At 59.1% G+C, this 25,395-nt stretch carries 30 protein-coding genes; 13 read left to right on the top strand and 17 right to left on the bottom strand.

The window, feature by feature from the left end; genetic code table 11:
* Positions 1 to 5: 5 nt before the first annotated feature.
* Both cysD and ACM6IN_RS12750 read right to left on the bottom strand, forming a co-directional pair.
* A complete protein-coding gene (gene cysD / locus ACM6IN_RS12755; protein ID WP_007912374.1) occupies positions 6 to 923 on the bottom strand; it encodes a sulfate adenylyltransferase subunit CysD in 918 nt (305 codons plus the stop codon).
* 251 nt (positions 924 to 1,174) lie between these two features.
* Complete coding sequence (locus tag ACM6IN_RS12750; RefSeq protein ID WP_095112670.1) at positions 1,175 to 1,933, bottom strand: Nif3-like dinuclear metal center hexameric protein; 759 nt, start codon at positions 1,931 to 1,933, stop codon at positions 1,175 to 1,177.
* A 103-nt stretch (positions 1,934 to 2,036) separates the two neighbouring features.
* Between ACM6IN_RS12750 and algW the strand changes: the two genes are divergently transcribed.
* From algW to ACM6IN_RS12735, 3 genes are all read left to right on the top strand, one after another.
* On the top strand, positions 2,037 to 3,194 hold the full coding sequence (algW, locus tag ACM6IN_RS12745; RefSeq protein WP_007912377.1) for a Do family serine endopeptidase AlgW: 1,158 nt from the start codon (positions 2,037 to 2,039) through the stop codon (positions 3,192 to 3,194).
* Positions 3,195 to 3,282: 88 nt separating this feature from the next.
* Entirely contained in the window at positions 3,283 to 5,388 is a 2,106-nt protein-coding gene (locus ACM6IN_RS12740) for a TonB-dependent siderophore receptor (RefSeq protein WP_414916144.1), read from the top strand.
* Between the two features lie 12 nt (positions 5,389 to 5,400).
* Positions 5,401 to 6,120: a DUF4198 domain-containing protein gene (locus ACM6IN_RS12735; RefSeq protein WP_414916143.1), complete on the top strand. Its 720-nt coding sequence runs from the start codon at positions 5,401 to 5,403 to the stop codon at positions 6,118 to 6,120.
* 193 nt (positions 6,121 to 6,313) lie between these two features.
* Here the strand turns inward: ACM6IN_RS12735 and hisC are convergent, their stop codons facing one another.
* The 10 genes from hisC to ACM6IN_RS12685 all read right to left on the bottom strand — a co-directional run bounded on the left by hisC (position 6,314) and on the right by ACM6IN_RS12685 (position 14,269).
* Positions 6,314 to 7,366, bottom strand: a complete 1,053-nt coding sequence (hisC, locus tag ACM6IN_RS12730; protein WP_414916142.1) for a histidinol-phosphate transaminase — start codon at positions 7,364 to 7,366, stop codon at positions 6,314 to 6,316.
* A 3-nt stretch (positions 7,367 to 7,369) separates the two neighbouring features.
* Positions 7,370 to 8,707: a histidinol dehydrogenase gene (hisD, locus tag ACM6IN_RS12725; RefSeq protein WP_007912383.1), complete on the bottom strand. Its 1,338-nt coding sequence runs from the start codon at positions 8,705 to 8,707 to the stop codon at positions 7,370 to 7,372.
* Between the two features lie 124 nt (positions 8,708 to 8,831).
* Complete coding sequence (gene hisG / locus ACM6IN_RS12720) at positions 8,832 to 9,467, bottom strand: ATP phosphoribosyltransferase (protein ID WP_007912384.1); 636 nt, start codon at positions 9,465 to 9,467, stop codon at positions 8,832 to 8,834.
* A gap of 124 nt (positions 9,468 to 9,591) precedes the next feature.
* On the bottom strand, positions 9,592 to 10,857 hold the full coding sequence (murA, locus tag ACM6IN_RS12715; RefSeq protein ID WP_007912385.1) for a UDP-N-acetylglucosamine 1-carboxyvinyltransferase: 1,266 nt from the start codon (positions 10,855 to 10,857) through the stop codon (positions 9,592 to 9,594).
* A 22-nt stretch (positions 10,858 to 10,879) separates the two neighbouring features.
* Positions 10,880 to 11,119, bottom strand: a complete 240-nt coding sequence (locus ACM6IN_RS12710) for a BolA family protein (RefSeq protein ID WP_007912386.1) — start codon at positions 11,117 to 11,119, stop codon at positions 10,880 to 10,882.
* Between the two features lie 115 nt (positions 11,120 to 11,234).
* Positions 11,235 to 11,540, bottom strand: a complete 306-nt coding sequence (locus ACM6IN_RS12705; protein WP_042704933.1) for a lipid asymmetry maintenance protein MlaB — start codon at positions 11,538 to 11,540, stop codon at positions 11,235 to 11,237.
* Complete coding sequence (locus ACM6IN_RS12700; RefSeq protein WP_038357539.1) at positions 11,537 to 12,184, bottom strand: phospholipid-binding protein MlaC; 648 nt, start codon at positions 12,182 to 12,184, stop codon at positions 11,537 to 11,539. Before ACM6IN_RS12700 ends, ACM6IN_RS12705 begins: the two co-directional genes overlap by 4 nt.
* Before the next feature lie 11 nt (positions 12,185 to 12,195).
* On the bottom strand, positions 12,196 to 12,663 hold the full coding sequence (mlaD, locus tag ACM6IN_RS12695) for an outer membrane lipid asymmetry maintenance protein MlaD (RefSeq protein WP_007912400.1): 468 nt from the start codon (positions 12,661 to 12,663) through the stop codon (positions 12,196 to 12,198).
* The gene (gene mlaE, locus ACM6IN_RS12690; RefSeq protein WP_007912402.1) at positions 12,663 to 13,460 is read right to left on the bottom strand and encodes a lipid asymmetry maintenance ABC transporter permease subunit MlaE; all 798 of its coding nucleotides are present in this window, start codon (positions 13,458 to 13,460) and stop codon (positions 12,663 to 12,665) included. Before mlaE ends, mlaD begins: the two co-directional genes overlap by 1 nt.
* The gene (locus ACM6IN_RS12685; protein WP_277760594.1) at positions 13,460 to 14,269 is read right to left on the bottom strand and encodes an ATP-binding cassette domain-containing protein; all 810 of its coding nucleotides are present in this window, start codon (positions 14,267 to 14,269) and stop codon (positions 13,460 to 13,462) included. Before ACM6IN_RS12685 ends, mlaE begins: the two co-directional genes overlap by 1 nt.
* Positions 14,270 to 14,544: 275 nt before the next feature.
* Between ACM6IN_RS12685 and ACM6IN_RS12680 the strand changes: the two genes are divergently transcribed.
* The 10 genes from ACM6IN_RS12680 (at position 14,545) to ACM6IN_RS12635 (ending at position 21,572) form a co-directional block, all read left to right on the top strand.
* Entirely contained in the window at positions 14,545 to 15,519 is a 975-nt protein-coding gene (locus tag ACM6IN_RS12680; RefSeq protein ID WP_007912405.1) for a KpsF/GutQ family sugar-phosphate isomerase, read from the top strand.
* A complete protein-coding gene (locus tag ACM6IN_RS12675; protein WP_007912407.1) occupies positions 15,519 to 16,043 on the top strand; it encodes a KdsC family phosphatase in 525 nt (174 codons plus the stop codon). Before ACM6IN_RS12680 ends, ACM6IN_RS12675 begins: the two co-directional genes overlap by 1 nt.
* A gap of 8 nt (positions 16,044 to 16,051) precedes the next feature.
* Positions 16,052 to 16,624, top strand: coding sequence for an LPS export ABC transporter periplasmic protein LptC (gene lptC / locus ACM6IN_RS12670; protein ID WP_007912413.1), 573 nt, complete (start codon positions 16,052 to 16,054; stop codon positions 16,622 to 16,624).
* On the top strand, positions 16,611 to 17,156 hold the full coding sequence (gene lptA / locus ACM6IN_RS12665; RefSeq protein ID WP_007912414.1) for a lipopolysaccharide transport periplasmic protein LptA: 546 nt from the start codon (positions 16,611 to 16,613) through the stop codon (positions 17,154 to 17,156). Before lptC ends, lptA begins: the two co-directional genes overlap by 14 nt.
* A complete protein-coding gene (gene lptB, locus ACM6IN_RS12660) occupies positions 17,156 to 17,881 on the top strand; it encodes an LPS export ABC transporter ATP-binding protein (RefSeq protein WP_008085069.1) in 726 nt (241 codons plus the stop codon). Before lptA ends, lptB begins: the two co-directional genes overlap by 1 nt.
* 187 nt (positions 17,882 to 18,068) lie before the next feature.
* Entirely contained in the window at positions 18,069 to 19,562 is a 1,494-nt protein-coding gene (locus ACM6IN_RS12655) for an RNA polymerase factor sigma-54 (RefSeq protein ID WP_042704934.1), read from the top strand.
* A 73-nt stretch (positions 19,563 to 19,635) separates the two neighbouring features.
* Positions 19,636 to 19,944 carry a ribosome hibernation-promoting factor, HPF/YfiA family gene (gene hpf / locus ACM6IN_RS12650; RefSeq protein WP_007912419.1) on the top strand — a complete coding sequence of 103 codons (309 nt, stop codon included), beginning with the start codon at positions 19,636 to 19,638 and terminating at the stop codon, positions 19,942 to 19,944.
* 12 nt (positions 19,945 to 19,956) lie between these two features.
* On the top strand, positions 19,957 to 20,421 hold the full coding sequence (gene ptsN / locus ACM6IN_RS12645) for a PTS IIA-like nitrogen regulatory protein PtsN (RefSeq protein ID WP_007912426.1): 465 nt from the start codon (positions 19,957 to 19,959) through the stop codon (positions 20,419 to 20,421).
* Positions 20,422 to 20,423: 2 nt separating this feature from the next.
* Complete coding sequence (gene rapZ / locus ACM6IN_RS12640) at positions 20,424 to 21,281, top strand: RNase adapter RapZ (RefSeq protein WP_007912427.1); 858 nt, start codon at positions 20,424 to 20,426, stop codon at positions 21,279 to 21,281.
* Positions 21,282 to 21,296: 15 nt separating this feature from the next.
* Positions 21,297 to 21,572 (top strand): HPr family phosphocarrier protein, encoded by a 276-nt coding sequence (locus ACM6IN_RS12635; protein ID WP_007912428.1) that lies wholly within the window; start codon positions 21,297 to 21,299, stop codon positions 21,570 to 21,572.
* 44 nt (positions 21,573 to 21,616) lie between these two features.
* Here the strand turns inward: ACM6IN_RS12635 and ACM6IN_RS12630 are convergent, their stop codons facing one another.
* From ACM6IN_RS12630 to ACM6IN_RS12610, 5 genes are read right to left on the bottom strand one after another with little or no spacing between them, the layout of a single operon-like run.
* Complete coding sequence (locus ACM6IN_RS12630; protein WP_414916141.1) at positions 21,617 to 22,510, bottom strand: ZIP family metal transporter; 894 nt, start codon at positions 22,508 to 22,510, stop codon at positions 21,617 to 21,619.
* Between the two features lie 30 nt (positions 22,511 to 22,540).
* Positions 22,541 to 23,152, bottom strand: coding sequence for a superoxide dismutase (locus ACM6IN_RS12625; protein ID WP_042704935.1), 612 nt, complete (start codon positions 23,150 to 23,152; stop codon positions 22,541 to 22,543).
* Between the two features lies 1 nt (position 23,153).
* Positions 23,154 to 23,594, bottom strand: coding sequence for a hypothetical protein (locus ACM6IN_RS12620; RefSeq protein ID WP_007912432.1), 441 nt, complete (start codon positions 23,592 to 23,594; stop codon positions 23,154 to 23,156).
* A 30-nt stretch (positions 23,595 to 23,624) separates the two neighbouring features.
* Positions 23,625 to 25,001, bottom strand: coding sequence for a class II fumarate hydratase (locus ACM6IN_RS12615; protein ID WP_414916140.1), 1,377 nt, complete (start codon positions 24,999 to 25,001; stop codon positions 23,625 to 23,627).
* Positions 24,982 to 25,389, bottom strand: coding sequence for a hypothetical protein (locus ACM6IN_RS12610; protein WP_007912436.1), 408 nt, complete (start codon positions 25,387 to 25,389; stop codon positions 24,982 to 24,984). Before ACM6IN_RS12610 ends, ACM6IN_RS12615 begins: the two co-directional genes overlap by 20 nt.
* Positions 25,390 to 25,395: the final 6 nt, after the last annotated feature.

Raw genomic sequence — 25,395 nt, 5'->3', positions numbered from 1 at the left:
GCCCCTTAGAAATAGCCTTGACGTTTTTTATCTTCCATCGAGCCGGCGCCATCGTGGTCGATGACTCGGCCCTGGCGCTCGGAAGTTCGCGTCAGGAGCATTTCTTGAATGATGTCCGTGAGGCTTTCGGCCTCGGACTCCACGGCGCCCGTCAACGGGTAGCAGCCAAGGGTGCGGAAACGCACTTTCTTTTTGACGATGCGCGCTTTGTCTTCATCGGACAGGTGCTCGAGGATGCGCTCGTCGTCGATCATGATCAGCGTGCCGTTCTTCTCGATCACTTCGCGTTCGGCGGCGAAGTACAACGGCACAATCGGGATGCCTTCGAGGTAGATGTACTGCCAGATGTCCAGTTCGGTCCAGTTCGACAGCGGGAATACGCGGATCGATTCGCCCTTGTTGACCTTGCCGTTGTAGACGTTCCACAGCTCGGGACGCTGATTTTTCGGGTCCCAGCGGTGCTTGCTGTCGCGGAACGAGTACACGCGCTCTTTGGCACGGGATTTCTCTTCATCGCGACGGGCGCCGCCGAACGCTGCGTCGAAACCATGCTTGTCGAGTGCCTGTTTCAGGCCTTCGGTTTTCATGATGTCGGTGTGCTTGGCACTGCCGTGGGTGAACGGGTTGATGTTCTGCGCCACGCCATCGGGGTTGATGTGGGTGATCAGGTCTAGGCCCAGTTCTTCGACCATCTTGTCGCGGAACTTGTACATCTCCTGGAATTTCCAGCGGGTGTCGACGTGCATCACCGGAAACGGCAGTTTGCCCGGAAAGAACGCCTTGCGTGCCAGGTGCAGCATCACGGCGGAGTCTTTACCGATGGAGTACAGCATCACCGGGTTATCGAACTCGGCGGCCACCTCGCGGATGATGTGGATGCTTTCCGCCTCCAGCTGTTTCAGATGCGTCAGTTTGTCGACCATGGCTACTCACGAAAACTTTCTTATGAACGGCCAGCGGGCCGTGTTCGAGCGGGGAATCCTAGCACAGCGGCCTCTTCTAATCAGGACGCCAACTAGATCGAAAGGGTATATGAATATGCCTACCAGTTCGGCCGATGCCCCCCCCTGTAGGAGTGAGCCTGCTCGCGATAGCTTTGTCACATTCGACATAACGGTGACTGACACTCCGCTATCGCGAGCAGGCTCACTCCTACAGGGGATTTGCGGTGGATTCAGATCGGATTCGGGCAATCGATGAAGATGTGCTCGACGGCGAAACGTTTTGCCAGGTAGTCGCCCAGCGCCTGTACGCCATAGCGCTCGGTGGCGTGGTGGCCGGCGGCAATGAAGCTGATGTCGTTCTCGCGGGCGCTGTGGAAGGTCTGTTCGGAAGCCTCACCGCTCAGATAGAGATCGACGCCTGCGGCGACGGCTTGATCGATATAGCCCTGACCGCCGCCGGTGCACCAGCCGACCCGGCGGATCATCGGATTACCTTCAATCAGCAACGGTTCGCGGCCCATGACTTCTTGCACCTTGCGGGCGAAATCGCGCGCGGTCATCGGCTCTTTCAAAGACCCGACCAGACCAACGATTTTAAGATTATCCGGATCCAGCGGGCCTTCAACAGTGATGTCCAATTGCCGAGCAAGCTGCACGTTATTGCCGACATCAGGATGCAAATCCAGCGGCAAGTGGTAAGCGAGCAGACTGATGTCGTGCTTGAGCAAGGTCTTCAGTCGACGCTGCTTCATGCCAGTGATGCAAGGGTTCTCGCCCTTCCAGAAGTAACCGTGGTGCACCAGCACCAGATCGGCCCCGGCCTCGACGGCGGCATCCAGCAAGGCCTGACTGGCCGTGACGCCACTGACGATGCGCATCACTTGCGGACGGCCCTCGACCTGCAATCCATTCGGGCAATAATCGGCAATTTTCGCACTGCCGAGGTAACGGTCGGCTTCTTCGACGAGGGTGCTGAGGGCAACGGCCATGAAAGACTCCTAAATATCCCGTTCAGAGGCGCGCGCGGCCTCGTATAATGCGCGACATTATGGGCGGTCTGACCCCGCCTGCAACTCTTCCAGGACGTGCTTAATGCTCAAGGCGCTGCGTTTTATGGGCTGGCCACTGTTGGCCGGCGTGCTTATCGCTCTGTTGATTATTCAGCGTTACCCGCAGTGGGTCGGGCTGCCGAGCCTCGACGTCAACCTGCAACAGGCCCCGCAAACCACCAGCGTGCAGCAGGGGCCGGTGTCCTATGCCGATGCGGTAACTATCGCAGCGCCCTCGGTGGTCAATCTGTACACCACCAAAGTCATCAACAAACCGGCGCATCCGCTGTTTGAAGATCCGCAGTTCCGCCGCTTCTTTGGTGATAACTCGCCAAAGCAGAAACGCATGGAATCGAGCCTCGGCTCCGGCGTGATCATGAGCCCGGAAGGCTATATCCTCACCAACAACCACGTGACCAGCGGCGCCGATCAGATTGTGGTCGCCCTGAAGGACGGCCGTGAAACTCTCGCCCGCGTGATCGGCAGTGATCCGGAAACCGACCTCGCGGTGTTGAAGATCGATCTGAAAACCCTGCCGGCGATCACCGTCGGCCGCTCAGACAACATCCGCATCGGCGACGTCGCACTGGCCATCGGTAACCCGTTTGGCGTCGGCCAGACCGTGACCATGGGCATCATCAGCGCCACCGGGCGTAATCAGTTGGGCCTGAACAACTACGAAGACTTCATCCAGACCGACGCGGCGATCAACCCGGGCAACTCCGGCGGCGCACTGGTCGATGCCAACGGCAACCTCACCGGCATCAACACGGCGATTTTCTCCAAGTCCGGCGGCTCGCAAGGCATTGGCTTTGCGATCCCGGTGAAACTGGCGATGGAAGTGATGAAGTCGATCATTGAGCACGGTCAGGTGATTCGTGGCTGGCTGGGGATTGAAGTGCAACCGCTGACGCAGGAACTGGCCGAGTCGTTCGGTTTGTCCGGGCGCCCGGGGATTGTCGTCGCGGGGATCTTCCGCGATGGCCCGGCGCAGAAGGCAGGCCTGCAGTTGGGTGACGTGATTCTGAGTATCGATGGCGAGCCGGCCGGCGATGGTCGCCGTTCGATGAACCAGGTCGCGCGGATCAAGCCGACCGACAAAGTGACGATTCAGGTGATGCGCAACGGCAAAGAGATCAAGCTCACCGCTGAAATCGGCCTGCGTCCGCCACCGGCACCGGTGAAAGAAAAAGAAGAATAAAACTTTGCTCGCGCGGAATGCGCGGATAAAAGACATTCTCAACAGGCATGTTATATTGTTTCAATTCTAAGAATTGGAACAACATAACATGTCGTCTCGAACAAAGGCTTCCCTGCTCGGCCTGAGCCTCGGCTTGCTGGTCGATCCCGCCTTCGCCGAAGAACCCGAACCGATTGAACTCGACGCCATCAGCGTCATTTCCGACTATGAATCGCCGACCGGACCGGTCAAAGGATACCGCGCTACGCGCTCGTCCAGCGCGACCAAGACCGACACGGCGATCCGCGATATCCCGCAGGCGATCAGCGTGGTGCCCGCCAGCGTGCTCAAGGATCTGGGCAGCACCAGTGTCGAGCGCGCACTGGATTTTGCCGGCGGTGTATCGAAGCAGAACAACTTCGGCGGCCTGACGCTATACGAATACAGCGTGCGCGGCTTCACCACTTCGGAGTTCTACAAGGACGGTTTCAGCGCCAATCGCGGTTATCCGAGCACACCCGACGCGGCCAACATCGAGCGCATCGAAGTGCTCAAAGGCCCCGCCGCCAGTCTGTATGGCCGAGGCGATCCCGGCGGCACGGTAAACATCGTCACCAAGAAACCGCAGCCCGGAGCGTTCACCACCCTGCAAACCAGCGCCGGCAGTTGGGACCGTTATCGCACCGCACTGGACGTCAACACGCCGCTGGATGATCAGGGTGATGTGCTGTCGCGGATCAATCTCGCGGTCGAAGATAACAATAGCTTTCGCGATCACGTCGACAGCAAACGCGTGTTCGTTGCGCCCTCGATCAGTTGGCAATTGAACCCGGACACGTCGCTATTGGTGGAAAGCGAAATCGTCCGTCACAGCTCGACGTTCGATCGCGGCATCGTCGCGCCCAACAACAAATGGAGCGGTGTTTCGCGTTCGACTTTCCTCGGCGAACCCAATGACGGCAACATCGACAATCACAACAATCTTCTTCAAGCCACGCTGGAGCATCACCTCAACGACAGCTGGAAACTGCGCCTGGCCAGCCACTACAAGGAAGGCAAACTCTGGGGCGACGCCTCGGAACAACGGGCACTGAACGCCGACGGCCACACGGTCAACCGTCGCTTGCGCGAACGCGATACAAGTTGGCACGACAGCATCACCCAACTGGAATTGCGCGGTCTGTTCGACCTCGGTCCTTGGCAGCATGAACTGCTGATCGGCACCGAGTATGAAAACTTCCGCAAGAACGAACGCGTCACCACCATTGCCGGCGGCCCTTACGCCATCGACATCTATAAGCCGATCTACGGCCAGCCAAAACCCAATGGCGCACGCTCGGGCACTGACTTCTTCGAACAGGTCGAAAGTCATGCGCTGAACCTGCAGGATCAGATCGTCTTCACCGACAAATTGCGCGGAATGATCGGCGCACGTTTCGAACATTTCGACCAGCACATCGATGATCACAGCCGTAACGCCAAGAGCAGTCAGCGCCATGACGCCCTCACCCAGCGCGCCGGCCTGCTCTATCAACTGACGCCGAACACCGGCCTGTTCGCCAACGCCTCGACCTCGTTCAAACCGAACAATGGCCTAGATGCCTCCGGCAAATCCTTCGATCCGGAAGAAGGCGTCGGTTATGAAGTCGGGATCAAGAACGAGCTGTTTGACGAGCGCCTGAGCAGCACCCTCGCCTTCTTCCACATCGACAAGGAAAACGTCCTCGCCCTCGACCCGGCCACCGACACCAGCCGCGCGATGGGCAAGGCGCGCAGTCGCGGCTTCGATCTGCAAATCACCGGGCAAGTGACTGACGCAGTGCGGGTGATCGGCGCGCTCGCTTACATCGACGCCGAAGTGACCCAGGGTGACGCGGCAATTCCCACCGGCAGCCGCATCCTCGGCGTGGCCAAGCGCAGCGGCAGCCTGCTCGGGGTTTACGAGTTTCAGGATGGCCATTTGCGCGGCTCGGACGTCGGCGCAGCGTTTACCTATGTCGGCGACCGCTCGGGAGAGTCCGGCAGCGACTTCGAACTTCCGGCGTATCACACCGTCGACCTGCTCGCGCATTACAAGGCCAGCGACAAGGTCACCGTCGGCCTCAATCTGAACAACCTTTTCGACGAAAAGTATTACGAGCGCTCCTACAGCAACTACTGGGTCAACCCCGGCGAGCCGCGCAACTTCACCGTCAGCCTGACACTCAATCTGTAAAAGGACGTCACCATGCAATACGGCAAAACCCTTGTGCTCATCGCCGCGCTGTTCGCAGGCGAAGTCTCGGCTCATGGCCTATGGACCGAAGAGCGTCGCGGCAATATCGAAGTGGTCTATGGTCACGGCGCTGAGGACAACGCGTTCAAAGCGCAGAAGATCAGCGGCGCCTGGGCTTACGACGTTGCCGGCAAGATGATTCCGGTGAGCGTCGAGCGCCTGGCGGATCATGCTCGCCTGAAACCTTTGAAGTCGCCGGCGGTGATGGCCGTGGCATTGAACAATGGCATGTGGTCGCAAACGGCCGACAAGAAGTGGGTCAACGAAGGCCGCAGCAAAGTGCCGGGCGCTGTCGGGGCAACGGAGACGTTCAAGTACAGCCTGGCGATTTATCAGCCGGGTGCGAAGTTGCCGAAACTCGATCAGATCAAACTGCTGATTCTGCCGGAGGTTGATCCGCTGACGGTTGGGCCGGGCAAGTCATTACCGGTGCGGGTGTTGCTCGATGGCAAACCGGCGGCTGGGGTGAAGTTGATTGGTGATTACCGCAGCGCGCCGAACACATTGAGCACCGAGACTGACAAGGATGGTCGGGCGCAGGTGTTGGTGAGGAATGAAGGGTTGAATGTGATTGCGGCGCAGGTTGAGGTGCCGGTGAAGAACAGTGTGGATGTGAATAGTCGTGGGTTGTTCAGTTCGCTGACATTCCTCGGCGAGCCGCATCACGAATAAAAGCACACCCTCACCCCAGCCCTCTCCCAGAGGGAGAGGGAGCCGACCGATGTGCAGGGCGTCATGCATCGACCTGGAAGACCGAGTCGATTATGGATTCGGTAAAGCAGCATCAGGTCGGTGCAGTTCAACAGCATCCCCCATTCAGTCCCCTCTCCCTCCGGGAGAGGGCTAGGGTGAGGGGCTCTTGCTTTTATAGATCGCCAAGCCCATCGATCAGCGCCTGATTCTGCTCCGGCGTGCCAATCGAAATCCGCAAAAACTGCGCAATCCGCTCCTGCTTGAAGTGCCGCACGATCACGCCCTGCTCGCGCAATTTAGCCGCCAGCCCCGCCGCATCATGCTGCGGGTGCCGGGCGAAGATGAAGTTGGCCGCCGACGGCAGTACTTCAAAACCCTTGGCCTGCAACTGTGCAATCACCCACTCACGGCTTTCGATCACCAGACGGCAAGTCTTGCCGAAATGCTCGCGATCTTCGAACGCCGCTGCCGCACCGACAATCGCCAGACGATCCAGCGGATAGGAGTTGAAGCTGTTCTTGATCCGCTCCAGTGCCTCGATCAGGTCCGGATGCCCCACCGCAAAGCCCACACGCAGGCCCGCCAGCGAACGCGACTTGGACAGGGTTTGCGTCACCAGCAGGTTCGGATAACGGTCCACCAGACTGATCGCGGTTTCGCCGCCGAAGTCGATATAGGCCTCGTCTACGACCACCACCGAATCCGGGCTGGCCTTGAGGATTTGCTCGACCGCGTCCAGCGCCAGCAGGCATCCGGTGGGCGCGTTCGGATTCGGGAAAATGATCCCGCCATTCGGCTTGGCGTAGTCTGCCGGGTCGATCTGGAACTGCGCATCCAGCGGGACCGCATCAAACTCGATGCCGTACAAACCGCAATACACCGGATAGAAGCTGTAGCTGATGTCGGGGAACAACAGCGGCTTATCGTGTTGCAGCAAGCCGTGAAAAATGTGCGCGAGCACTTCGTCCGAACCGTTGCCGAGGAACACCTGATTGCTCTGCACGCCGTAATACTGGGCGACGGCGGTTTTCAGCAGGTCGCTGTTCGGGTCCGGGTACAGACGCAGGTTGTCATTCAGTTCGGTCTGCATCGCTGCCAAGGCTTTTGGCGACGGGCCGTACGGGTTTTCATTGGTGTTGAGCTTGACCAGTTTGGTCAGCTTCGGTTGTTCGCCCGGCACGTAGGGCACCAGATCCTTGACGAACGGGCTCCAGAATTTACTCATCGCTCAGTTCCCCTGCCCTTTTAGAAAGTCTTCGTCTTTGATGCGGTATTCGGCACTGCGTGCGTGGGCGCTCAGCGATTCTCCACGGGCCAATACCGATGCCGTTTTACCCAGCTCGGAAGCGCCGGCCTCGGAGCAGAAAATGATCGACGAACGCTTCTGGAAGTCATACACACCCAGCGGCGAGGAGAAGCGCGCGGTGCCGGAGGTCGGCAGCACGTGGTTCGGGCCAGCGCAGTAGTCGCCCAGCGCTTCGGAGGTGTGACGGCCCATGAAGATCGCGCCAGCATGGCGGATCTGCGGCAGCCAGGCCTGTGGGTCGGCAACCGACAGCTCCAGGTGTTCCGGGGCGATGCGGTTGGCGACTTCAATCGCTTGCGCCATGTCCTTCACGTGAATCAGCGCACCGCGGCCATTGATCGAGGTTTCGATGATGGTCGCGCGGTCCATGGTCGGCAGCAGTTTATCGATGCTCGCGGCGACCTTGTCGAGGAACTCGGCGTCCGGGCTGACCAGAATCGCCTGGGCGTCTTCGTCGTGCTCGGCTTGCGAGAACAGGTCCATGGCGATCCAGTCCGGATCGGTCTGGCCGTCGCAGACCACGAGAATTTCCGAAGGGCCGGCGATCATGTCGATGCCGACCTGACCGAATACGTGACGCTTGGCCGTGGCGACATAGATGTTGCCCGGGCCAACGACTTTGTCGACTTGCGGCACGCTTTCGGTGCCATAGGCCAGAGCGGCGACGGCTTGCGCACCGCCGATAGTGAACACACGGTCAACGCCGGCGATGCACGCAGCCGCCAGCACCAGCTCATTGATTTCACCGCGTGGCGTCGGCACCACCATGACCACTTCGGTCACGCCGGCGACCTTGGCCGGAATCGCGTTCATCAATACCGACGACGGATACGACGCCTTGCCCCCCGGCACGTACAGACCGGCGCGATCCAGCGGCGTGACCTTCTGGCCCAGTACAGTGCCGTCAGCTTCGGTGTAACTCCACGAATCCTGCTTCTGTTTTTCGTGGTAGCTGCGCACACGAGCGGCGGCTTTTTCCAGTGCTTCGCGCTGTGCCACGGTGATGCGCGTGAGCGCCAGTTCCAGGCGCTCACGCGGCAGAATCAGATCGGCCATCGAAGCGACTTCGAGGCCGTCGAACTTCTGGGTGAACTCGACCAGCGCCGCGTCACCGCGTTCGCGCACAGCCTTGATGATGTCCAGCACGCGCTGATTGACCGAGTCGTCAGACACACTTTCCCAGCTCAGCAGATGATCCAGATGATGCGCGAAATCCGGGTCAGCAGCGTTGAGTCGGCGAATTGCAGTCGGTGCGGTCATAGCGAGAGCCTCATAGGAATGGCAAAAACTCAGGCGCCCGAAACTATCATTCGATCCGCTTGGGCACCTGAGAATTCTGGCTATGAGGCGGATAGACGGCGCGACTTGGGGTCGCGCAGGTAAATCAGCCGCGGTGTCGCGATTCCACTGCGTTGCGCAGGGTATCGATCAACGCCTGGATTCGGGCGTGTTGCATTTTCATCGAAGCTTTATTGACGACCAGGCGCGAGCTGATCGTGGCGATCAGTTCCTGAGGTTCCAGGCCGTTGGCGCGCAGGGTGTTGCCGGTGTCGACCACGTCGATGATCTTGTCAGCGAGACCGATCAGCGGTGCCAGCTCCATCGAGCCGTACAGCTTGATGATGTCGACCTGACGGCCCTGCTCGGCGTAGTAGCGCTTGGCGACGTTGACGAACTTGGTCGCCACGCGCAGACGGCCCTTGGGCTCAGGCGCGCCGATCTTGCCGGCGGTCATCAGCTTGCACTGGGCGATCTGCAGATCCAGTGGCTCGTAGAGGCCCTGGCCGGTGTATTCCATCAACACGTCTTTACCGGCAACGCCGAGGTCAGCCGCGCCATGCTCGACGTAAGTCGGCACATCGGTGGCACGCACGATCAGCAGACGGACGTCGTCCTGCGTCGTGGGAATGATCAGCTTGCGGCTCTTGTCCGGATTCTCGGTCGGCACAATGCCCGCTTCGGCGAGAAGCGGCAGGGTGTCGTCAAGGATGCGGCCCTTGGACAGTGCGATGGTCAACATGGGAAACGTCAGTCCTTATCAAGGTACTCATGTCCGGTCGCAATCGGCGCCGGACACACATCGAGCCGGAAACCGGCTCGACTCTTAAAATCAGTGGACACGTCCCTGTGTCCCAATCCAGCAATCAGCCCGGAACGCGACGGATCTTGGCGCCCAGCATCTGCAGTTTTTCTTCGATGCACTCGTAACCACGGTCGATGTGGTAGATGCGGTCGATCAGCGTGTCACCTTCGGCAACCAGTGCCGAGATCACCAGGCTGGCCGAAGCACGCAGGTCGGTGGCCATTACTGGCGCGCCCTTGAGGACTTCAGTACCGGTAACGATGGCAGTGTTGCCTTCGACCTGAATCTTGGCGCCCATGCGGTGCAACTCGTACACGTGCATGAAACGGTTTTCGAAGATCGTCTCGATTACCGCACCGGTGCCTTCGGCAATGGCGTTGAGCGAGATGAACTGCGCCTGCATGTCGGTCGGGAATGCAGGGTACGGCGCGGTGCGCACGTTGACTGCTTTCGGACGCTTGCCGTGCATGTTCAGCTCGATCCAGTCTTCACCGCAGGTGATTTCTGCACCGGCTTCACGGAGTTTTTCCAGAACGGCTTCAAGGATGGTCGGATCGGTGTCCTTGACCTTGACGCGGCCACCGGTAACGGCAGCTGCGACCAGGTAGGTACCGGTTTCGATACGGTCAGGCATGACTTTATAGAAAGCCGAACCCAGACGCTCGACGCCATCAATGGTGATGGTGTCGGTACCGGCGCCGGAAACCTTGGCGCCCATGGCGTTGAGGAAGTTCGCCAGGTCAACCACTTCAGGTTCACGTGCGGCGTTCTGCAACACGCTGCGGCCCTTGGCCAGAGCGGCGGCCATCATGATGTTCTCGGTACCGGTCACGCTGACGGTGTCGAAGAAGAAGTGCGCACCGCGCAGGCCACCTTCAGGGGCCTTGGCCTTGATGTAGCCGCCTTCGACGTCGATGACCGCGCCCATGGCTTCGAGGCCACGGATGTGCAGGTCGACCGGACGCGAACCGATGGCGCAACCGCCAGGCAGTGCCACTTCGGCTTCACCGAAACGGGCTACCATCGGGCCCAATACCAGGATCGAGGCACGCATGGTTTTCACCAGTTCGTACGGTGCGATCAGGGTCTTGATGGTGCGCGGGTCGATTTCGACGCTGAGCTTCTCGTCGATCACCGGCTCAATGCCCATGCGACCGAACAGCTCGATCATGGTGGTGATGTCGTGCAGGTGCGGCAGGTTGCCAACGGTCACCGGGCCATCGCACAGCAGGGTGGCAGCCAGGATCGGCAGGGCAGAGTTTTTTGCGCCGGAAATGCGGATCTCGCCATCAAGACGAGCGCCACCGGTAATAATCAATTTATCCATAAGAATCTCGACGCCCTTAGGCTCAGGTGCGCTCGGCCCAGGCCGCGCTGCTGAAAAATTTCATAGTGACCGCATGGATGCTGCCATCGGTGATCCATGGGTTCAAATGGGCATAGATCTGCTGCTGACGCTTCACCGGGCTCAACGCCGCCAGTTCATCGCTAATCACGTTCAGCTGGAAATTGCAGCCTTCGCCCTCAACTTCTACCAACGTTCCGGGCAGCTTTCCTTCAAGGAAGCTCTTCACTTCTACGGCCTGCATGCTCAACCTCAATCGGCGCCCTGTGCGCACGGGTCGGACATCATACAAAAAAGCCCCGCGCCTGCGAACCCCGCATGGCAGGACTCTGACGGGGGGCTTCTTTATAGATGTGGGTTCAGGGGTGCGCCAACAGTTCGGTCAGTTCACTGACCTGAGCAATTTCGCGCATGTCTTCGGGCATCGCACGGATGCTGACAGCCTTGCCGGCCGCATTCGCATCGCGCATGAAGCACAGCAGCAACGACAAACCGACGCTGCTGGACTTCTTCACCGCCGAGCAATCGATCACCAGCGAAGCAGCCTTGCTGGACTTGATTAGCGCCTGGCCTTCCTTGCGCAGGTCGGCACCGGTGCGATAGTCCAGCACGCCACTGAGCAGAAGCTCGTCGACATCACTCATACGAACTGCGGCCTCATTCATTGCGCGGGGTTCTTTTCGGTGGCTTCCTTGGCCTTGGCCACTTCCCCGGCCCAACCATTGATGGTCTTGTCCAGATCGTTGCCATTGCGCTGCATCGCGTCGGCGAACTGATCACGGAACAGCTTGCCGATGTTGATGCCGTTGATGATCACGTTGCGCAGTTTCCACTCGCCGTTGATCTTCTCGAGCGTGTACTGCACAGGATAGATCGCGCCGCTGCTGCCCTTGACGGTCATGTTGACGCTGGTGCGATCGCCCGATTCGTCCTTGGCAGGATCAACGGTAATGCCCTGATTGTTGTACTCAAGCAAGGCGTTACCGTAGAACTGAAACAGTCCTTTCTTGAAGTTTTCCTGAAAGGTCTGCATCTGCGCCGGCGTGGCCTTGCGCGAATACTTGACCGTCATGATGCTTTTGGAAATGCCTTCGGCATCCACTACCGGCCCGACGATGGTGTTGAGCGCCGCGTAGAAATCAGTCGGATCCTGCTTGTATTTCTCTTTGTTGGCAGCCAGGTCGGCCAGCAACCGGGTGGTCGTGTCCTGAACCAGATCATGTGCCGAAGTCGCAGCAGCCACGGCGTTACCCATCAACGGCAAGGCCGCCAATAGCACCAACAGGCTGCGTCGCAAGATAGAGATCATTCAAAAGCTCCTCATTTGGCGTCTTTGCTAACGGTATTGAGCAGGAATTTACCGATCAGGTCTTCCAGTACCAGTGACGACTGGGTGTCGTGGATGGTTCCGCCATCCTTCAGCGGCTTGTCTTCACCACCTACGCTGATACCGATGTACTTCTCGCCCAGCAGACCAGCGGTCAGGATAGACGCTGTGGAGTCGGTCGGCAGGTTGTCGACCTTTTTATCCACTTGCAGGGTGACCCGACCGGTGAAGCTGTCGCGATCCAGATCGATTGCCGTGACCTTGCCGATGGTCACACCGGCCATGGTCACTTTGGCTCTGACCGTCAAACCGGCGATATTGTCAAAGTAGGCATACAGTTTATAGGTGTCGGTGGTCGACGTCGGAGACAGACCACTGACCCGCAAAGCAAGCAGCAACAAAGCCAGGATCCCTGCCAGCAGGAACAGGCCGACACCGATTTCCAGGGTGCGGTTTTGCATCAGAAATCTCCAAACATCAAAGCGGTCAGAATAAAGTCCAGGCCGAGCACTGCCAGCGAGGCAAACACCACGGTCTTGGTGGTGGCACGGCTGATCCCCTCGGAAGTGGGCTCACAGTCGTAGCCTTGGAATACGGCGATCCAGGTCACTACAAAGGCGAAAACAATACTTTTGATCACGCCATTGAGCACGTCACTGGTGAAATTCACGCTGTTCTGCATGTTTGCCCAATAAGAGCCTTCATACACACCCAGCCAGTCGACAGCCACCCACGAACCGCCCCAGATGCCCACCACGCTGAAAATCATCGCCAGCACTGGCAGAGAAATGAAGCCGGCCCACAGGCGCGGGGCAATGATGTACTTGAGCGGATCGACGCCGATCATTTCCAGGCTGGAAAGCTGTTCAGTGGACTTCATGTTGCCGATCTCTGCCGTCAGCGCCGAACCGGCACGACCGGCGAACAACAGCGCTGTCACCACCGGGCCGAGCTCACGCAACAGGGTCAGCGCAACCATCTGCCCCACGGCCTGTTCCGAACCGTAGCTCGACAGAATGCTGAAGCCCTGCAGCGCCAGCACCATGCCGATGAAGATCCCGGAAACGACGATGATCACCAGCGACATCACGCCGACTGAATGCAGTTGCTTGACCAGAAGGCTGAAGCCACCGCTGATCCCGCCACGCCCCAGCAAGGCATGAAACAGAAACAGCGTCGCACGACCGAACACCGCGACAGCGTCGATCGCCGCCTCGCCGAACCGGCGCACGCGTTCTATTAATGAAATTCTGCGCATCAGCGCTTCCCCAGAAGATCTGCGCGGTAATCCGTCGCTGGAAAATGGTACGGCACCGGGCCATCGGGATTGCCGGTCATGAACTGACGGATCCGCGGCTCGTCCGAGTTCATCAACTCGTCCGGCGTACCCTGCCCCAGCACCTGACCATCACCGACGACATAGATATAGTCAGCGATGCTCGCGGTTTCAGCCAGATCGTGGGACACCACGATACTGGTGATCCCCAGAGCATCATTGAGCAGACGGATCAGACGGACCAACACGCCCATGGCGATCGGATCCTGCCCGACGAACGGTTCGTCGTACATGAGGATCTGCGGATCGAGCGCAATCGCCCGCGCCAGTGCGACACGGCGCTTCATGCCACCGGACAGCTCATCCGGCATCAATTCGATGGCACCGCGCAGACCGACCGCCTGCAATTTGAGCAGGACGATGTCGCGGATCATTTCTTCCGGCAAATCGGTATGAACACGCAGTGGGAAAGCGACGTTCTCGAACACATCGAGATCGGTGAACAGCGCGCCGCTTTGAAACAGCACACCCATGTGCTTTCGCGCATCGAACAGATCGCTGCGCGAAAGCGCAGGCAGGTTCTGGCCGTTGACCCAGACTTCGCCGCTGGCAGGGCGCAATTGTGCACCCATCAATCGCAGCAGCGTGGTCTTGCCACACCCGGAAGGTCCCATGATGCCGGTGACCTTGCCGCGCGGGATGCGAATATCGACGTTATTGAAAATGCTGCGCGCACCGCGCTTGAAGGAGACTCCCTTCAGCTCGACCGCGTAGGCGTTATCGGCACTCATCTAAACTCCTTGCGATGCAGCCTCTCACTCGGACGCCTGTCTTTACTTAAAAAGCACGTACATCCCGGGCAGGCCGAACTGGCGGCGAACTATATCACTGCAAAGGCTAAGCGCCCAAGGCTTGTACCAGCCTGTGTTCGGCGATATGACAGGTGCGCAGGCTCTTTTGCCGGCTTTTGGTAACGAGGAATGACAAAGCACGACGAACTTGCGTGAGCCTTTGCAACATAACCGCTATAATCGCCGCCTTTTCATCGGGCTATACGATTTCTGACATGAGCCAATCCAGCGACCTGATTCAATCGGCACAACGCACCATCCAACTCGAAGTGGAAGCCGTACAAGGCTTGCTGCCCCATATCGACGCCGATTTCGTACGTGCTTGCGAGATGATTCTGGCCAGTAAAGGCCGTGTGGTCGTGGTTGGCATGGGCAAATCCGGGCACATCGGCAACAAGATTGCCGCGACCCTGGCCAGCACCGGCACCCCTGCATTTTTCGTGCACCCGGCCGAGGCCAGCCATGGCGACATGGGCATGATCACCCGCGACGACGTGATCCTGGCCCTGTCGAACTCCGGCTCGACCAATGAAATCGTGACTTTGCTGCCGTTGATCAAACGTCTGGGCATCCAGTTGATCAGCGTCACCGGCAACCCGCAATCGCCGCTGGCCAAGGCGGCCGAAGTCAATCTCAACGTTCACGTCGAACACGAAGCCTGCCCGCTGAACCTGGCACCGACCTCGTCGACGACCGCAGCACTGGTCATGGGCGATGCGCTGGCCGTGGCACTGCTGGAAGCACGCGGCTTCACCGCCGAAGATTTCGCTTTCTCGCACCCGGGTGGCGCCCTCGGCCGTCGCCTGCTGCTGAAAGTGGAAAACGTCATGCACGCCGGACAAGAGTTGCCGCAAGTCCAACGCGGCACGCTGCTCAAAGACGCATTGATGGAAATGACCCGTAAAGGTCTGGGCATGACCGTTATCCTTGAAACGGACGGTAAACTCGCCGGGATCTTCACCGACGGCGACTTGCGCCGCACGCTGGATCGCAGCATCGACATCCGCAGCGCCACCATCGACCAGGTAATGACGGCCCACGGCAAGACTGCCCGCCCGGAAATGCTGGCCGCCGAAGCCCTGAAAATCATGGAAGATCACCGAATCAACGCATTGGTAGTCGTAGACGAGGAAGATCGCCCGGTCGGCGCCTTCAACCTCTCCGATCTGCTGCGCGCAGGAGTCATGTAATGAGCAACGATCTGCTGCAACGCGGCAAAGCGATCAAACTGGCGGTTTTCGACGTCGACGGCGTTCTCACCGACGGTCGCCTGTACTTCCTTGAAGACGGCAGCGAGTTCAAGACCTTCAACACCCTCGACGGTCAAGGCATCAAAATGCTGATGAACGCCGGCGTGCAGACCGCTATCATCAGCGGCCGCAAGACACCCGTCGTTGAACGTCGAGCGAAAAACCTGGGGATTCCCCACCTGTTTCAGGGCCGCGAAGACAAATTGGTTGTTCTCGACGGTCTGCTTGAGCAACTGGGCCTAAGCTATGAAGAAGTCGCTTACCTCGGTGACGATCTGCCCGATCTGCCGGTGATTCGCCGTGTTGGTCTGGGCATGGCCGTAGCCAACGCCGCCGATTTCGTCCGCGAACACGCCCATGGCGTAACCCGCGCCCGTGGTGGCGAAGGGGCCGCCCGCGAATTCTGCGAATTGATCCTGCGCGCCCAGGGCCGCCTCGATGCGGCCAACGCCGCGTACCTGTGAGCCAAACCATGTTTAGCAAAAAATTTCGCAACTTCCTGCTGTTCGGCTGTATCGCGGCGATATTTGCCGCGGTGGGCTACTGGAACATCAGTCCGGAACGCTTCCTCGACAAGCCACCGGTGACGTCGGTCGAAACGCCTATCGACTGGTATGCAACCAACACGCACACCCTGCAATACCTGCCGGACGGCAAAGTGCAGTATGAAATGACCTCCGACAAGGCCGAGCACGTCAAGGCTACCGATGTCACCCTGGTCACAAAGCCGGACCTGAACATGTATCGCGGCACCGACTTCCCTTGGCACGTGACCAGCGAACGCGGCGAAGTGAACTCGGGCGGTACCGAAGTTGAACTGATCGATTCGGTACGCGTACAGCGCACCGATGAGAAAAAACGCGGCACTCTGATCACCAGCACCCGCATGACCGTGTTCCCGCAGCAAGAATATGCGCAGACCGAGCAACCCGTTAGAATCGAGGGTGCTGGCGGTGTATCGACTGGCGTCGGAATGAAAGCGTACCTGAAGGAAAGCAGGATACACCTGCAATCGAACGTAAGAGGACAGTATGAGGCTCGTTAAAACCCTCCCTATTTTGCTCAGTCTGGGCGCAGCACTGGGAAGCGTGAGCGCCTGGGCTCTGCCGAACGATCAGCAGCAACCTATCCGCATTCAGGCCGACGACGCCCAACTGGATGACAAGAACGGCATCGCCACCTACAAAGGTGATGTGATCATCACCCAAGGCTCGATGATCGTTAAAGGCAACACGGTGACCATCACCCGTACGCCGGCTGGCGATATCGATGTCGTGACGTCGGTGGGCAACCTCGCCTACTTCGAACAGTTGCAGACTCAAGGTGATGCCAAGCCTGTACAGGGCTGGGGCGTAACGATCCAGTACCACGCCGCGCAAAACCGCGTTGTACTGATCGACAAGGCCAAGGTTGTCGACAAGGACAACAACACGACGCAAGGCGAGAAAATCGTCTATGACACCGTGAAGAAACTGGCCAGCGCCGGTCGCGCTACCGGCAGCAAGGTTACCGAGGCGCGTCCGCGCATCGACATGGTGATCCAGCCGAAGAAGAAAACCGACGAGAAAACCCAGTAATGGCAACTCTGAAAGCTCAGCACCTGGCCAAGGCCTATAAAAGCCGCCAGGTCGTGCGTGATGTCAGCCTGTCGATCGACAGCGGCCAGATCGTCGGCCTGCTCGGCCCGAACGGCGCCGGCAAGACGACCTGCTTCTACATGATCGTCGGCCTGGTACAGGCCGATCAGGGTCGCGTGCTGATCGATGATCTGGACGTCAGCCACCAGCCGATGCACGGTCGTGCCAAGGCCGGTATCGGCTATCTGCCGCAAGAAGCGTCGATCTTCCGCAAACTGTCGGTGGCCGACAACATCATGGCCATCCTCGAGACCCGCCAGGAGCTCGACAAGGCCGGCCGTCGCAAAGAGCTGGAAAGCCTGCTGCAGGAATTCCACATCAGTCACATCCGCGACAACCTCGGCATGAGCCTGTCCGGTGGTGAACGCCGCCGTGTGGAAATCGCTCGCGCGCTGGCAACGGCACCGAAATTCATCCTGCTCGACGAACCGTTCGCCGGTGTCGACCCGATTTCGGTCGGCGACATCAAGCAGATCATCCACCACCTCAAGGCCAAGGGCATTGGTGTACTGATCACCGACCACAACGTCCGTGAGACGCTGGACATCTGCGAAACCGCTTACATCGTCAACGACGGTCAGTTGATTGCCGAGGGCGATGCAGAAACCATCCTGGCCAACGATCTGGTCAAGGAAGTGTATCTGGGCCACGAGTTCCGCCTGTAAGCGCAACAGTGCCCGGTGCGCCGCCCGGGCGCTGTATCGATTCAAGCAGGATTTAATACGCTTTAATTGTTACAGCGCTCTAGGCAAACACTTCAGTTTCAGGCATATAATTTGCTTAAGTTTGGCGCTTCGGCGCCCTGTAGTGGATGGCGCATAGCGCCGGCGAATAAGGTGTTAAGCCCCTGCCATGAAACCATCGCTAGTCTTGAGAATGGGCCAGCAGCTGACGATGACACCGCAGCTGCAACAGGCCATCCGTCTGCTCCAATTGTCGACCCTGGATCTGCAACAGGAAATCCAGGAGGCTCTGGAATCCAATCCGATGCTCGAACGCCAGGAAGAAGGCGACGACTTCGACAATTCCGACCCCATGGCCGACAACGCCGAACAGAAGCCCGCCACCGAAATCCAGGAACCGTCCTATCAGGAAACTGCCCCGACGGTGGACAACCTCGAGGAGGGCGAATGGAACGAGCGCATCCCCAACGAGCTTCCGGTCGACACCGCCTGGGAAGACGTCTACCAGACCAGTGCCAGCAGCCTGCCGAGCAGCGACGATGACGAGTGGGACTTCACCACACGCACCTCCGTCGGCGAGAGCCTGCAAAGCCATCTGCTGTGGCAACTGAACCTTGCACCGATGTCCGACACCGATCGCCTGATCGCCGTCACCCTGATCGATTGCATCAACAATCAGGGCTACCTGGATGAAACCCTCGAAGAGATCCTCGAGGCGTTCGATCCGGAACTGGACATCGAACTGGACGAAATCGAAGCCGTCCTGCACCGCATTCAACAATTTGAACCAGCCGGCATCGGCGCCCGCAACCTCGGCGAATGCCTGCTGCTGCAATTGCGCCAGCTGCCAGCCAAGACGCCTTGGCTGGCTGAAGCCAAGCGTCTGGTCAGCGATTACATCGACCTGCTCGGCGGCCGCGACTACAGCCAGTTGATGCGTCGCATGAAGCTCAAGGAAGACGAACTGCGTCAGGTCATCGAACTGGTGCAGAGCCTGAATCCGCGCCCAGGCTCGCAAATCGAGTCGACTGAAGCCGAATATGTTGTCCCTGACGTTATCGTGCGCAAGGACAACGAGCGCTGGCTGGTCGAGCTCAATCAGGAGTCGGTGCCACGCCTGCGCGTCAATGCCCAGTACGCCGGTTTCGTGCGTCGCGCCGACACCAGCGCCGACAACACCTTCATGCGCAATCAGTTGCAGGAAGCCCGCTGGTTCATCAAGAGCCTGCAGAGCCGCAACGAAACCCTGATGAAAGTTGCCACCCAGATCGTCGAGCATCAGCGCGGTTTTCTGGAGTACGGCGACGAAGCCATGAAGCCGCTGGTCCTGCATGACATCGCCGAAGCGGTCGGCATGCACGAATCAACGATTTCACGGGTGACCACACAGAAATTCATGCATACCCCGCGCGGTATTTATGAGTTGAAATACTTTTTCTCCAGCCACGTCAGCACCTCCGAAGGCGGCGAATGCTCGTCCACAGCGATCCGCGCGATCATCAAAAAACTGGTTGCAGCGGAAAATCAGAAAAAGCCGTTGAGTGACAGCAAGATCGCTGGTTTACTGGAGGCACAAGGCATTCAGGTGGCTCGCCGCACCGTCGCCAAGTACCGCGAATCCCTCGGGATCGCGCCTTCGAGCGAACGCAAGCGGTTGATGTAAGCCACGTTACAGCGTTCCAGTGGCAGGCTTTTCGGCCTGCCGCTTTATGCACTGGCAACGAAGGAGAAGCTGTATGCAAGTCAACATCAGTGGACACCAACTGGAAGTGACCCAACCTCTGCGTTCCTACATCGAGGAAAAACTCCAACGACTGGAGCGACATTTCGACAAGATCACCAACGTGCAAGTCACGATGTGCGTCGAAAAGCTGAAGCAGAAAATTGAAGCCACCTTGCATATACCCGGCAGCGAAGTGGTCGCTAACGCAGAAGATACTGATATGTATGCTGCGATCGACTCACTGACCGACAAGCTGGATCGCCAACTCAAAAAGCATAAGGAAAAGACCCAGAGCCTCCTTCAGGGCGCTACCGGTCGTTAACATCCCTAATCCATGATCCGACTTGAAACCATCCTGACCCCCGGCCGTTCCCTCGTGAACGTGCCGGGCGGCAGTAAAAAGAAAGCCCTCGAACAAATTGCCAACCTGATCGCCCGCGAAGTGCCGGATCTGGAGATGCAAGATGTCTTCGAGGCGTTGATTGCCCGTGAAAAACTCGGCTCCACCGGTTTTGGTAACGGCATCGCCATTCCTCACTGCCGTCTCAAGGGTTGCCAGTCGCCTATCAGCGCCTTGATGCACCTTGATACGCCAATCGATTTCGACGCCATTGATGGCGCTCCGGTTGACCTGCTGTTCGTACTGCTGGTCCCGGAAGCCGCCACCGATGCGCACCTGGAGTTGCTGCGTCAGATCGCCAGCATGCTCGACCGCAAGGACGTGCGCGATAAACTGCGCAGCGCCGCGAGCAACGAAGCCTTGTATCAGGTTGTCCTGGACGAGCAGAACGGGCATTAATCATGCGCTTGATCATCGTCAGCGGCCGTTCCGGCTCGGGTAAAAGTACGGCTCTGGATGTCCTTGAGGACAACGGCTATTACTGCATCGACAACCTTCCTGCAGGCTTGCTGCCGGAACTGGCCGAACGCGCGCTGATTCACACTGAGCTGGCGCAACCGCTGGTGGCCGTGTCCATCGATGCGCGCAACCTGCCGAGCCACCTGACGCGCTTTCCGGAGCTGCTTGAAGATGTCCGGGGAAAGCACATCCAGTGCGACGTTCTGTATCTGGACGCCGACGAAGAAACCCTGCTCAAGCGTTTCTCCGAGACTCGCCGTCGCCATCCACTGAGCAACGCCAACCGCTCGCTGGCCGAGGCGATCCAGGATGAAACCGCCCTGCTCGGCCCGATTGCCGACCTCGCGGACCTGAAGATCAACACCACCAATCTGAACCTGTATCAGCTGCGCGACAGCATCAAGCTGCGCCTGCTGAACCAGCCGGAGCCGGGGACCGCATTTCTGGTCGAGTCCTTCGGCTTCAAGCGCGGCATGCCGGTCGACGCGGATCTGGTATTCGATGTGCGCTGCCTGCCCAATCCGTACTGGAAGCCGGAACTGCGCGCGCAATCAGGTCTCGATGCGCCGGTGGCTGAGTACCTCGCGGCGCAGCCAGAGGTCGAAGAAATGTTCCAGGACATTTTCACTTACCTGCACAAGTGGCTGCCGCGCTTCGCTGCGAGCAACCGCGCCTACGTCACCATTGCCATTGGCTGCACCGGCGGGCATCACCGCTCCGTCTACCTGACCGAACGCCTGGGTCAGGCCCTGCAGAAAACCCTGAAGAACGTCCAGGTTCGCCACCGCGACCTCACTTAAAGGATTCACACCGCGATGCCTGCTCTGGAAATCGAAATCATCAACAAGCTGGGCCTGCATGCCCGCGCATCGGCCAAGTTTGTTGGAGTGGCCGGGCAGTATCCGGATTGCACGATCAGAGTGGGTCGTACACCAGAGACCACGATTGATGGCAAAAGCATCATGGCGATGATGATGCTGGCGGCTGGCAAGGGCACCAAAATCTATCTGAGTACTGAAGGGCATCAGGAACAGGAAGCCCTGGATGCGCTGGTGGCGTTGATCAACAACTACTTCGACGAAGGCGGCTGACAGCCAAAGTCAAAAGATCGCAGCCTGCGATCTTTTGCTCTGCTTCAACCCAACGCCGTATCCATCACCATCATCAGACAAAACCCGATCAGCAAACCAAGACTGGCCAGCTTGTCATGACCATTGCGTCGCGACTCGGGAATCACTTCGTGAGTCACTACCAGCAACATCGCCCCTGCCGCGAGCGCCAGACCTAACGGCAACAACACCTGCGCCAGACTGACCAGCCAGGCACACAACAGTGCAAACACCGGTTCAACCAGACCAGACGCCGCGCCGATCAGAAACGCCTTGACCCGCGACATCCCCGCCCCGGCCAGCACCAAGGCAATCACCAGACCTTCCGGTACATCCTGCAAAGCGATGCCCATGGCCAGACTGTCCGCATCCGGCATGCCGCCGCCGGCGGAAACGCCGACGGCCATACCTTCCGGTATGTTATGGGCAATGATGGCGAACACGAACAGCCAGATACGCGGCGCAATTACCGGATGCTCAGGTGTGCCGACCAACATTTCCGGCGAAGCTCCGGATAACTGACGATCAACCAAATACAGACCGAATGCACCGAGCATGATGCCGAAGCAAATCAGGCCGCTGGATGACCAAGGTGTCAGACCCAGATTTTCGGCGGCGGCAATGCCCGGCACGATCAGCGAAAACGCCGTCGCCGCCAGCATCACCCCCGCGCCAAATCCCAGCAAGGTGTCACTGAGTGCCTGCGGCATGCGCCGAATCACCAGCACCGGAACAGCGCCAAGCGCCGTGCCGAGGGCGCAGATCGCGCCGCCCTGAAGCGCCCGTGACAGTCTCGGTTCCAGATTCAGCCATTCCAGTCCGTGGGCAACCAGCAAGGTCATGCCCGCCAACAGCAATAGCGAGCCCACTGCGTAGCGAAACATACGCCCACTTCCGATCGCCAGTGTTTCAGTGCCCATAGTCAGCCTTGGATTGTTTTTATAAAAGACTTAAACCAGTGCGGCGTGATAGCGCGCAGCAACTTCAGGCCAATTGATCACGTTGTAGAACGCGCTGATGTATTCCGGACGACGGTTCTGATAACGCAGGTAATAGGCGTGCTCCCACACGTCGAGACCGAGAATCGGCGTGTTGCCGTTCATCAGCGGACTGTCCTGATTGCCGCTGCTCTCCACGATCAGCTTTTTCTCGGGCGTCACACTGAGCCAGGCCCAGCCGCTGCCGAATCGGGTCAGTGCGGCTTTGGTGAAGGCTTCCTTGAAGCTGTCGAGACCACCCAGTTGCTCATCAATCGCCTTGGCCAGCGCGCCATCCGGTTTACCGCCGCCGCTCGGCACCATCACTTCCCAGAACAGCGAGTGGTTGGCGTGACCGCCGCCCTGATTGATCACGGCCGCACGGAGTTTTTCCGGCAGATCCTTAACGCTGGCGACCAGTTTTTCTACCGGCCACTCAGCGTATTCAGTGCCTTCTACTGCGGCGTTGAGGTTGTTGATGTAGGTCTGGTGATGCTTGGTGTAGTGAATCTCCATGGTCTGCGCATCGATATGCGGTTCGAGGGCGTCGTAGGCGTAAGGCAAGGCAGGCAAGGTAAAAGCCATTTCAATGGACTCCATGGTGATGTGGGACAGGCGCGCGGCGCGCATTGCCGGTATCCGGGTGCAGCAGGCGCTGGGTGCGCGGGTATTCGCCGTGTTCACTGATGAAATTCAGCAGCTCGACGTAGGTCTTGCTGCTCTGGCGCAGCGCCGCTTCACGTAATGCAAGGCGCTGACGTTCGTCCTGCATGGTCTGCAACAGCCGTTGGTGGATGGCGCAGAGGTATTCGGCACTCTCCTCCGGCTGGTTCAGGCGCAAGTGCAGATCCGCCAGGTTGTGATGGGAGATGACGCAGGCCGCCACCGCTTCGTCGGCATCGGCCCAGCGTTCGAACAACACTTGCGCCAGGGCCAGGGCTTGCAGATAAGCCTCACGGGCGTCGATCAATTCGCCCAGCATGAAGCAGCGATTGGCCCGTTCGATCGTGCGTTTCCAGTGCTCCATGGTGAGCCTCCTCCAAAGCGGTTGCAGGGTTTACACGCCGCCGGCGGTGAGTTTCTCGGGGTTGAGCAACTGTTCCAGTTGGCTGCGCGACAGGTCGGTGTGTTCCAGTGCGACGTCGATCACCGCGCGGCCTTCCTTGTAGGCCTGCTTGGCGATCTCGGCGGCTTTCTGGTAACCGATAATCGGGTTGAGCGCGGTGACCAGAATCGGGTTGCGTGATAGCGCCTCTTTCAGGCGCGACTCGTTGACCTTGAAGCTGGCAATGGCCTTGTCGCCGAGCAGACGGCTGGAGTTGGCCAGCAGTTCGATGCTGCTCAACAGGTTTTGCGCGATGATCGGCAGCATCACGTTGAGTTCGAAATTGCCCGACTGGCCGGCGACAGTGATCACCGAATCGTTACCGATGACTTGCGCGGCGACCATGGCGGTGGCTTCCGGGATCACCGGATTGACCTTGCCCGGCATGATCGACGAGCCCGGTTGCAGGGCTTCCAGTTCGATTTCGCCGAGGCCGGCGAGCGGGCCGGAATTCATCCAGCGCAGGTCGTTGGCGATTTTCATCAACGACACAGCGGTGGCTTTTAGCTGACCGGAGACGGCGACGGCGGTGTCCTGCGAGCCAATCAGCGCGAACAGATCCTTGCCCGGGGTGAATTGCACGTCGGTCAGTTGGCTGAGCTGACGACTGAAACGCGCGGCGAACTCAGGATGTGCGTTGATCCCGGTGCCGACCGCCGTGCCACCCTGCGCCAGGGATTGCAGGCTTGGCAGCAAATCCTGCAGGTGAGCGATGTTGGCTTTGATTTGCTGCGCCCAGCCGTTGAGCACCTGGCTCATGCGCACCGGCATGGCGTCCATCAAATGCGTGCGGCCGGTTTTGACGTGATGATGCACTTGCCCGGCTTTGCGCTCGATCACTTGCACCAAGTGCAGCAGCGCCGGCAGCAATTGTTCGTGCAGGGCCAGCGCGGCGCTGACGTGGATGGTGGTCGGGATGATGTCGTTGCTGCTCTGGCCGCAGTTGACGTGATCATTGGCATTCACCGGCTCATCGAGCAGGCGACTGGCGAGAGTGGCAATCACTTCATTGGCGTTCATGTTGGAACTGGTGCCGGAACCGGTCTGGAAGATATCCACCGGGAAATGCTGCATGAAATCGCCTTCGAGCAGGCCTTGCGCGGCGTCGCTGATGGCTTTGCCCTGAGCGGCAGTGATCTGGTTGAGTTCGACGTTGGCGCGCGCGGCGGCGGCTTTGGCGAGGATCAGTGCGCGAATGAATTGCGTCGGCATCGGTTTGCCGCTGATCGGGAAGTTATCCACTGCGCGCTGGGTTTGCGCGCCGTAGAGAGCGTCCACCGGCACCTGCAGTTCGCCCATGCTGTCGCGCTCAATACGTGTCTTGGTCATCTGAAAATCCTTGCACCAGTTCAATAAGAGGAATCGAGGGAAGCAGTTCGCAAGTGGCGAGCTGCCAGGTATAGCGTTGCCAACGTTTGAGCCGGCATTTGCACAGGGACAGGCGTTCCATTTCACGCAATGGGCGCCAGGCTTGATCGAGACAGAGGCTACGCCAGTGCCACGGCAAGGCGATGTCGGTGGCCGTGTCGAGCAGAAGGCGGAAGGAGGTTTCAGCGATGGTCCAGGGAGAAGTGGCCGTACAACAGGCCAGATACCGGCCTTCGGCCAAGTAATGTTCGATCACGCGCGGCTCGTCAGGATCCATAGCGCAACGGATCTGGCGACTCATCCAGCGCCAGCTTTCGAGATACGGCTGCTCGTGCAAGGCAGAACTCATGATCCG

The sequence above is a fragment of the Pseudomonas sp. IT-P395 genome, from assembly GCF_949767675.1.
Taxonomy (GTDB): domain Bacteria; phylum Pseudomonadota; class Gammaproteobacteria; order Pseudomonadales; family Pseudomonadaceae; genus Aquipseudomonas.
Note: the sequence above shows the minus strand (reverse complement) of the source record. Positions and strands in the feature narration are given on the sequence as shown.

What these genes read in the sequence shown, in the direction of transcription:
- ACM6IN_RS12610 (WP_007912436.1), bottom strand. Translation starts at nt 25,389, where the DNA reads ATGAGTTCTGCCTTGCACGAGCAGCCGTATCTCGAAAGCTGGCGCTGG.
- mlaD (WP_007912400.1), bottom strand. Translation starts at nt 12,663, where the DNA reads ATGCAAAACCGCACCCTGGAAATCGGTGTCGGCCTGTTCCTGCTGGCA.
- ACM6IN_RS12685 (WP_277760594.1), bottom strand. Translation starts at nt 14,269, where the DNA reads ATGAGTGCCGATAACGCCTACGCGGTCGAGCTGAAGGGAGTCTCCTTC.
- cysD (WP_007912374.1), bottom strand. Translation starts at nt 923, where the DNA reads ATGGTCGACAAACTGACGCATCTGAAACAGCTGGAGGCGGAAAGCATC.
- ACM6IN_RS12655 (WP_042704934.1), top strand. Translation starts at nt 18,069, where the DNA reads ATGAAACCATCGCTAGTCTTGAGAATGGGCCAGCAGCTGACGATGACA.
- ACM6IN_RS12700 (WP_038357539.1), bottom strand. Translation starts at nt 12,184, where the DNA reads ATGATCTCTATCTTGCGACGCAGCCTGTTGGTGCTATTGGCGGCCTTG.
- lptB (WP_008085069.1), top strand. Translation starts at nt 17,156, where the DNA reads ATGGCAACTCTGAAAGCTCAGCACCTGGCCAAGGCCTATAAAAGCCGC.
- algW (WP_007912377.1), top strand. Translation starts at nt 2,037, where the DNA reads ATGCTCAAGGCGCTGCGTTTTATGGGCTGGCCACTGTTGGCCGGCGTG.
- ACM6IN_RS12740 (WP_414916144.1), top strand. Translation starts at nt 3,283, where the DNA reads ATGTCGTCTCGAACAAAGGCTTCCCTGCTCGGCCTGAGCCTCGGCTTG.
- ACM6IN_RS12680 (WP_007912405.1), top strand. Translation starts at nt 14,545, where the DNA reads ATGAGCCAATCCAGCGACCTGATTCAATCGGCACAACGCACCATCCAA.
- lptC (WP_007912413.1), top strand. Translation starts at nt 16,052, where the DNA reads ATGTTTAGCAAAAAATTTCGCAACTTCCTGCTGTTCGGCTGTATCGCG.
- hisC (WP_414916142.1), bottom strand. Translation starts at nt 7,366, where the DNA reads ATGAGTAAATTCTGGAGCCCGTTCGTCAAGGATCTGGTGCCCTACGTG.
- mlaE (WP_007912402.1), bottom strand. Translation starts at nt 13,460, where the DNA reads ATGCGCAGAATTTCATTAATAGAACGCGTGCGCCGGTTCGGCGAGGCG.
- ACM6IN_RS12735 (WP_414916143.1), top strand. Translation starts at nt 5,401, where the DNA reads ATGCAATACGGCAAAACCCTTGTGCTCATCGCCGCGCTGTTCGCAGGC.
- ptsN (WP_007912426.1), top strand. Translation starts at nt 19,957, where the DNA reads ATGATCCGACTTGAAACCATCCTGACCCCCGGCCGTTCCCTCGTGAAC.
- rapZ (WP_007912427.1), top strand. Translation starts at nt 20,424, where the DNA reads ATGCGCTTGATCATCGTCAGCGGCCGTTCCGGCTCGGGTAAAAGTACG.
- hpf (WP_007912419.1), top strand. Translation starts at nt 19,636, where the DNA reads ATGCAAGTCAACATCAGTGGACACCAACTGGAAGTGACCCAACCTCTG.
- ACM6IN_RS12630 (WP_414916141.1), bottom strand. Translation starts at nt 22,510, where the DNA reads ATGGGCACTGAAACACTGGCGATCGGAAGTGGGCGTATGTTTCGCTAC.
- hisD (WP_007912383.1), bottom strand. Translation starts at nt 8,707, where the DNA reads ATGACCGCACCGACTGCAATTCGCCGACTCAACGCTGCTGACCCGGAT.
- ACM6IN_RS12620 (WP_007912432.1), bottom strand. Translation starts at nt 23,594, where the DNA reads ATGGAGCACTGGAAACGCACGATCGAACGGGCCAATCGCTGCTTCATG.
- murA (WP_007912385.1), bottom strand. Translation starts at nt 10,857, where the DNA reads ATGGATAAATTGATTATTACCGGTGGCGCTCGTCTTGATGGCGAGATC.
- hisG (WP_007912384.1), bottom strand. Translation starts at nt 9,467, where the DNA reads ATGTTGACCATCGCACTGTCCAAGGGCCGCATCCTTGACGACACCCTG.
- ACM6IN_RS12635 (WP_007912428.1), top strand. Translation starts at nt 21,297, where the DNA reads ATGCCTGCTCTGGAAATCGAAATCATCAACAAGCTGGGCCTGCATGCC.
- ACM6IN_RS12615 (WP_414916140.1), bottom strand. Translation starts at nt 25,001, where the DNA reads ATGACCAAGACACGTATTGAGCGCGACAGCATGGGCGAACTGCAGGTG.
- lptA (WP_007912414.1), top strand. Translation starts at nt 16,611, where the DNA reads ATGAGGCTCGTTAAAACCCTCCCTATTTTGCTCAGTCTGGGCGCAGCA.
- ACM6IN_RS12625 (WP_042704935.1), bottom strand. Translation starts at nt 23,152, where the DNA reads ATGGCTTTTACCTTGCCTGCCTTGCCTTACGCCTACGACGCCCTCGAA.
- ACM6IN_RS12675 (WP_007912407.1), top strand. Translation starts at nt 15,519, where the DNA reads ATGAGCAACGATCTGCTGCAACGCGGCAAAGCGATCAAACTGGCGGTT.
- ACM6IN_RS12710 (WP_007912386.1), bottom strand. Translation starts at nt 11,119, where the DNA reads ATGCAGGCCGTAGAAGTGAAGAGCTTCCTTGAAGGAAAGCTGCCCGGA.
- ACM6IN_RS12705 (WP_042704933.1), bottom strand. Translation starts at nt 11,540, where the DNA reads ATGAATGAGGCCGCAGTTCGTATGAGTGATGTCGACGAGCTTCTGCTC.
- ACM6IN_RS12750 (WP_095112670.1), bottom strand. Translation starts at nt 1,933, where the DNA reads ATGGCCGTTGCCCTCAGCACCCTCGTCGAAGAAGCCGACCGTTACCTC.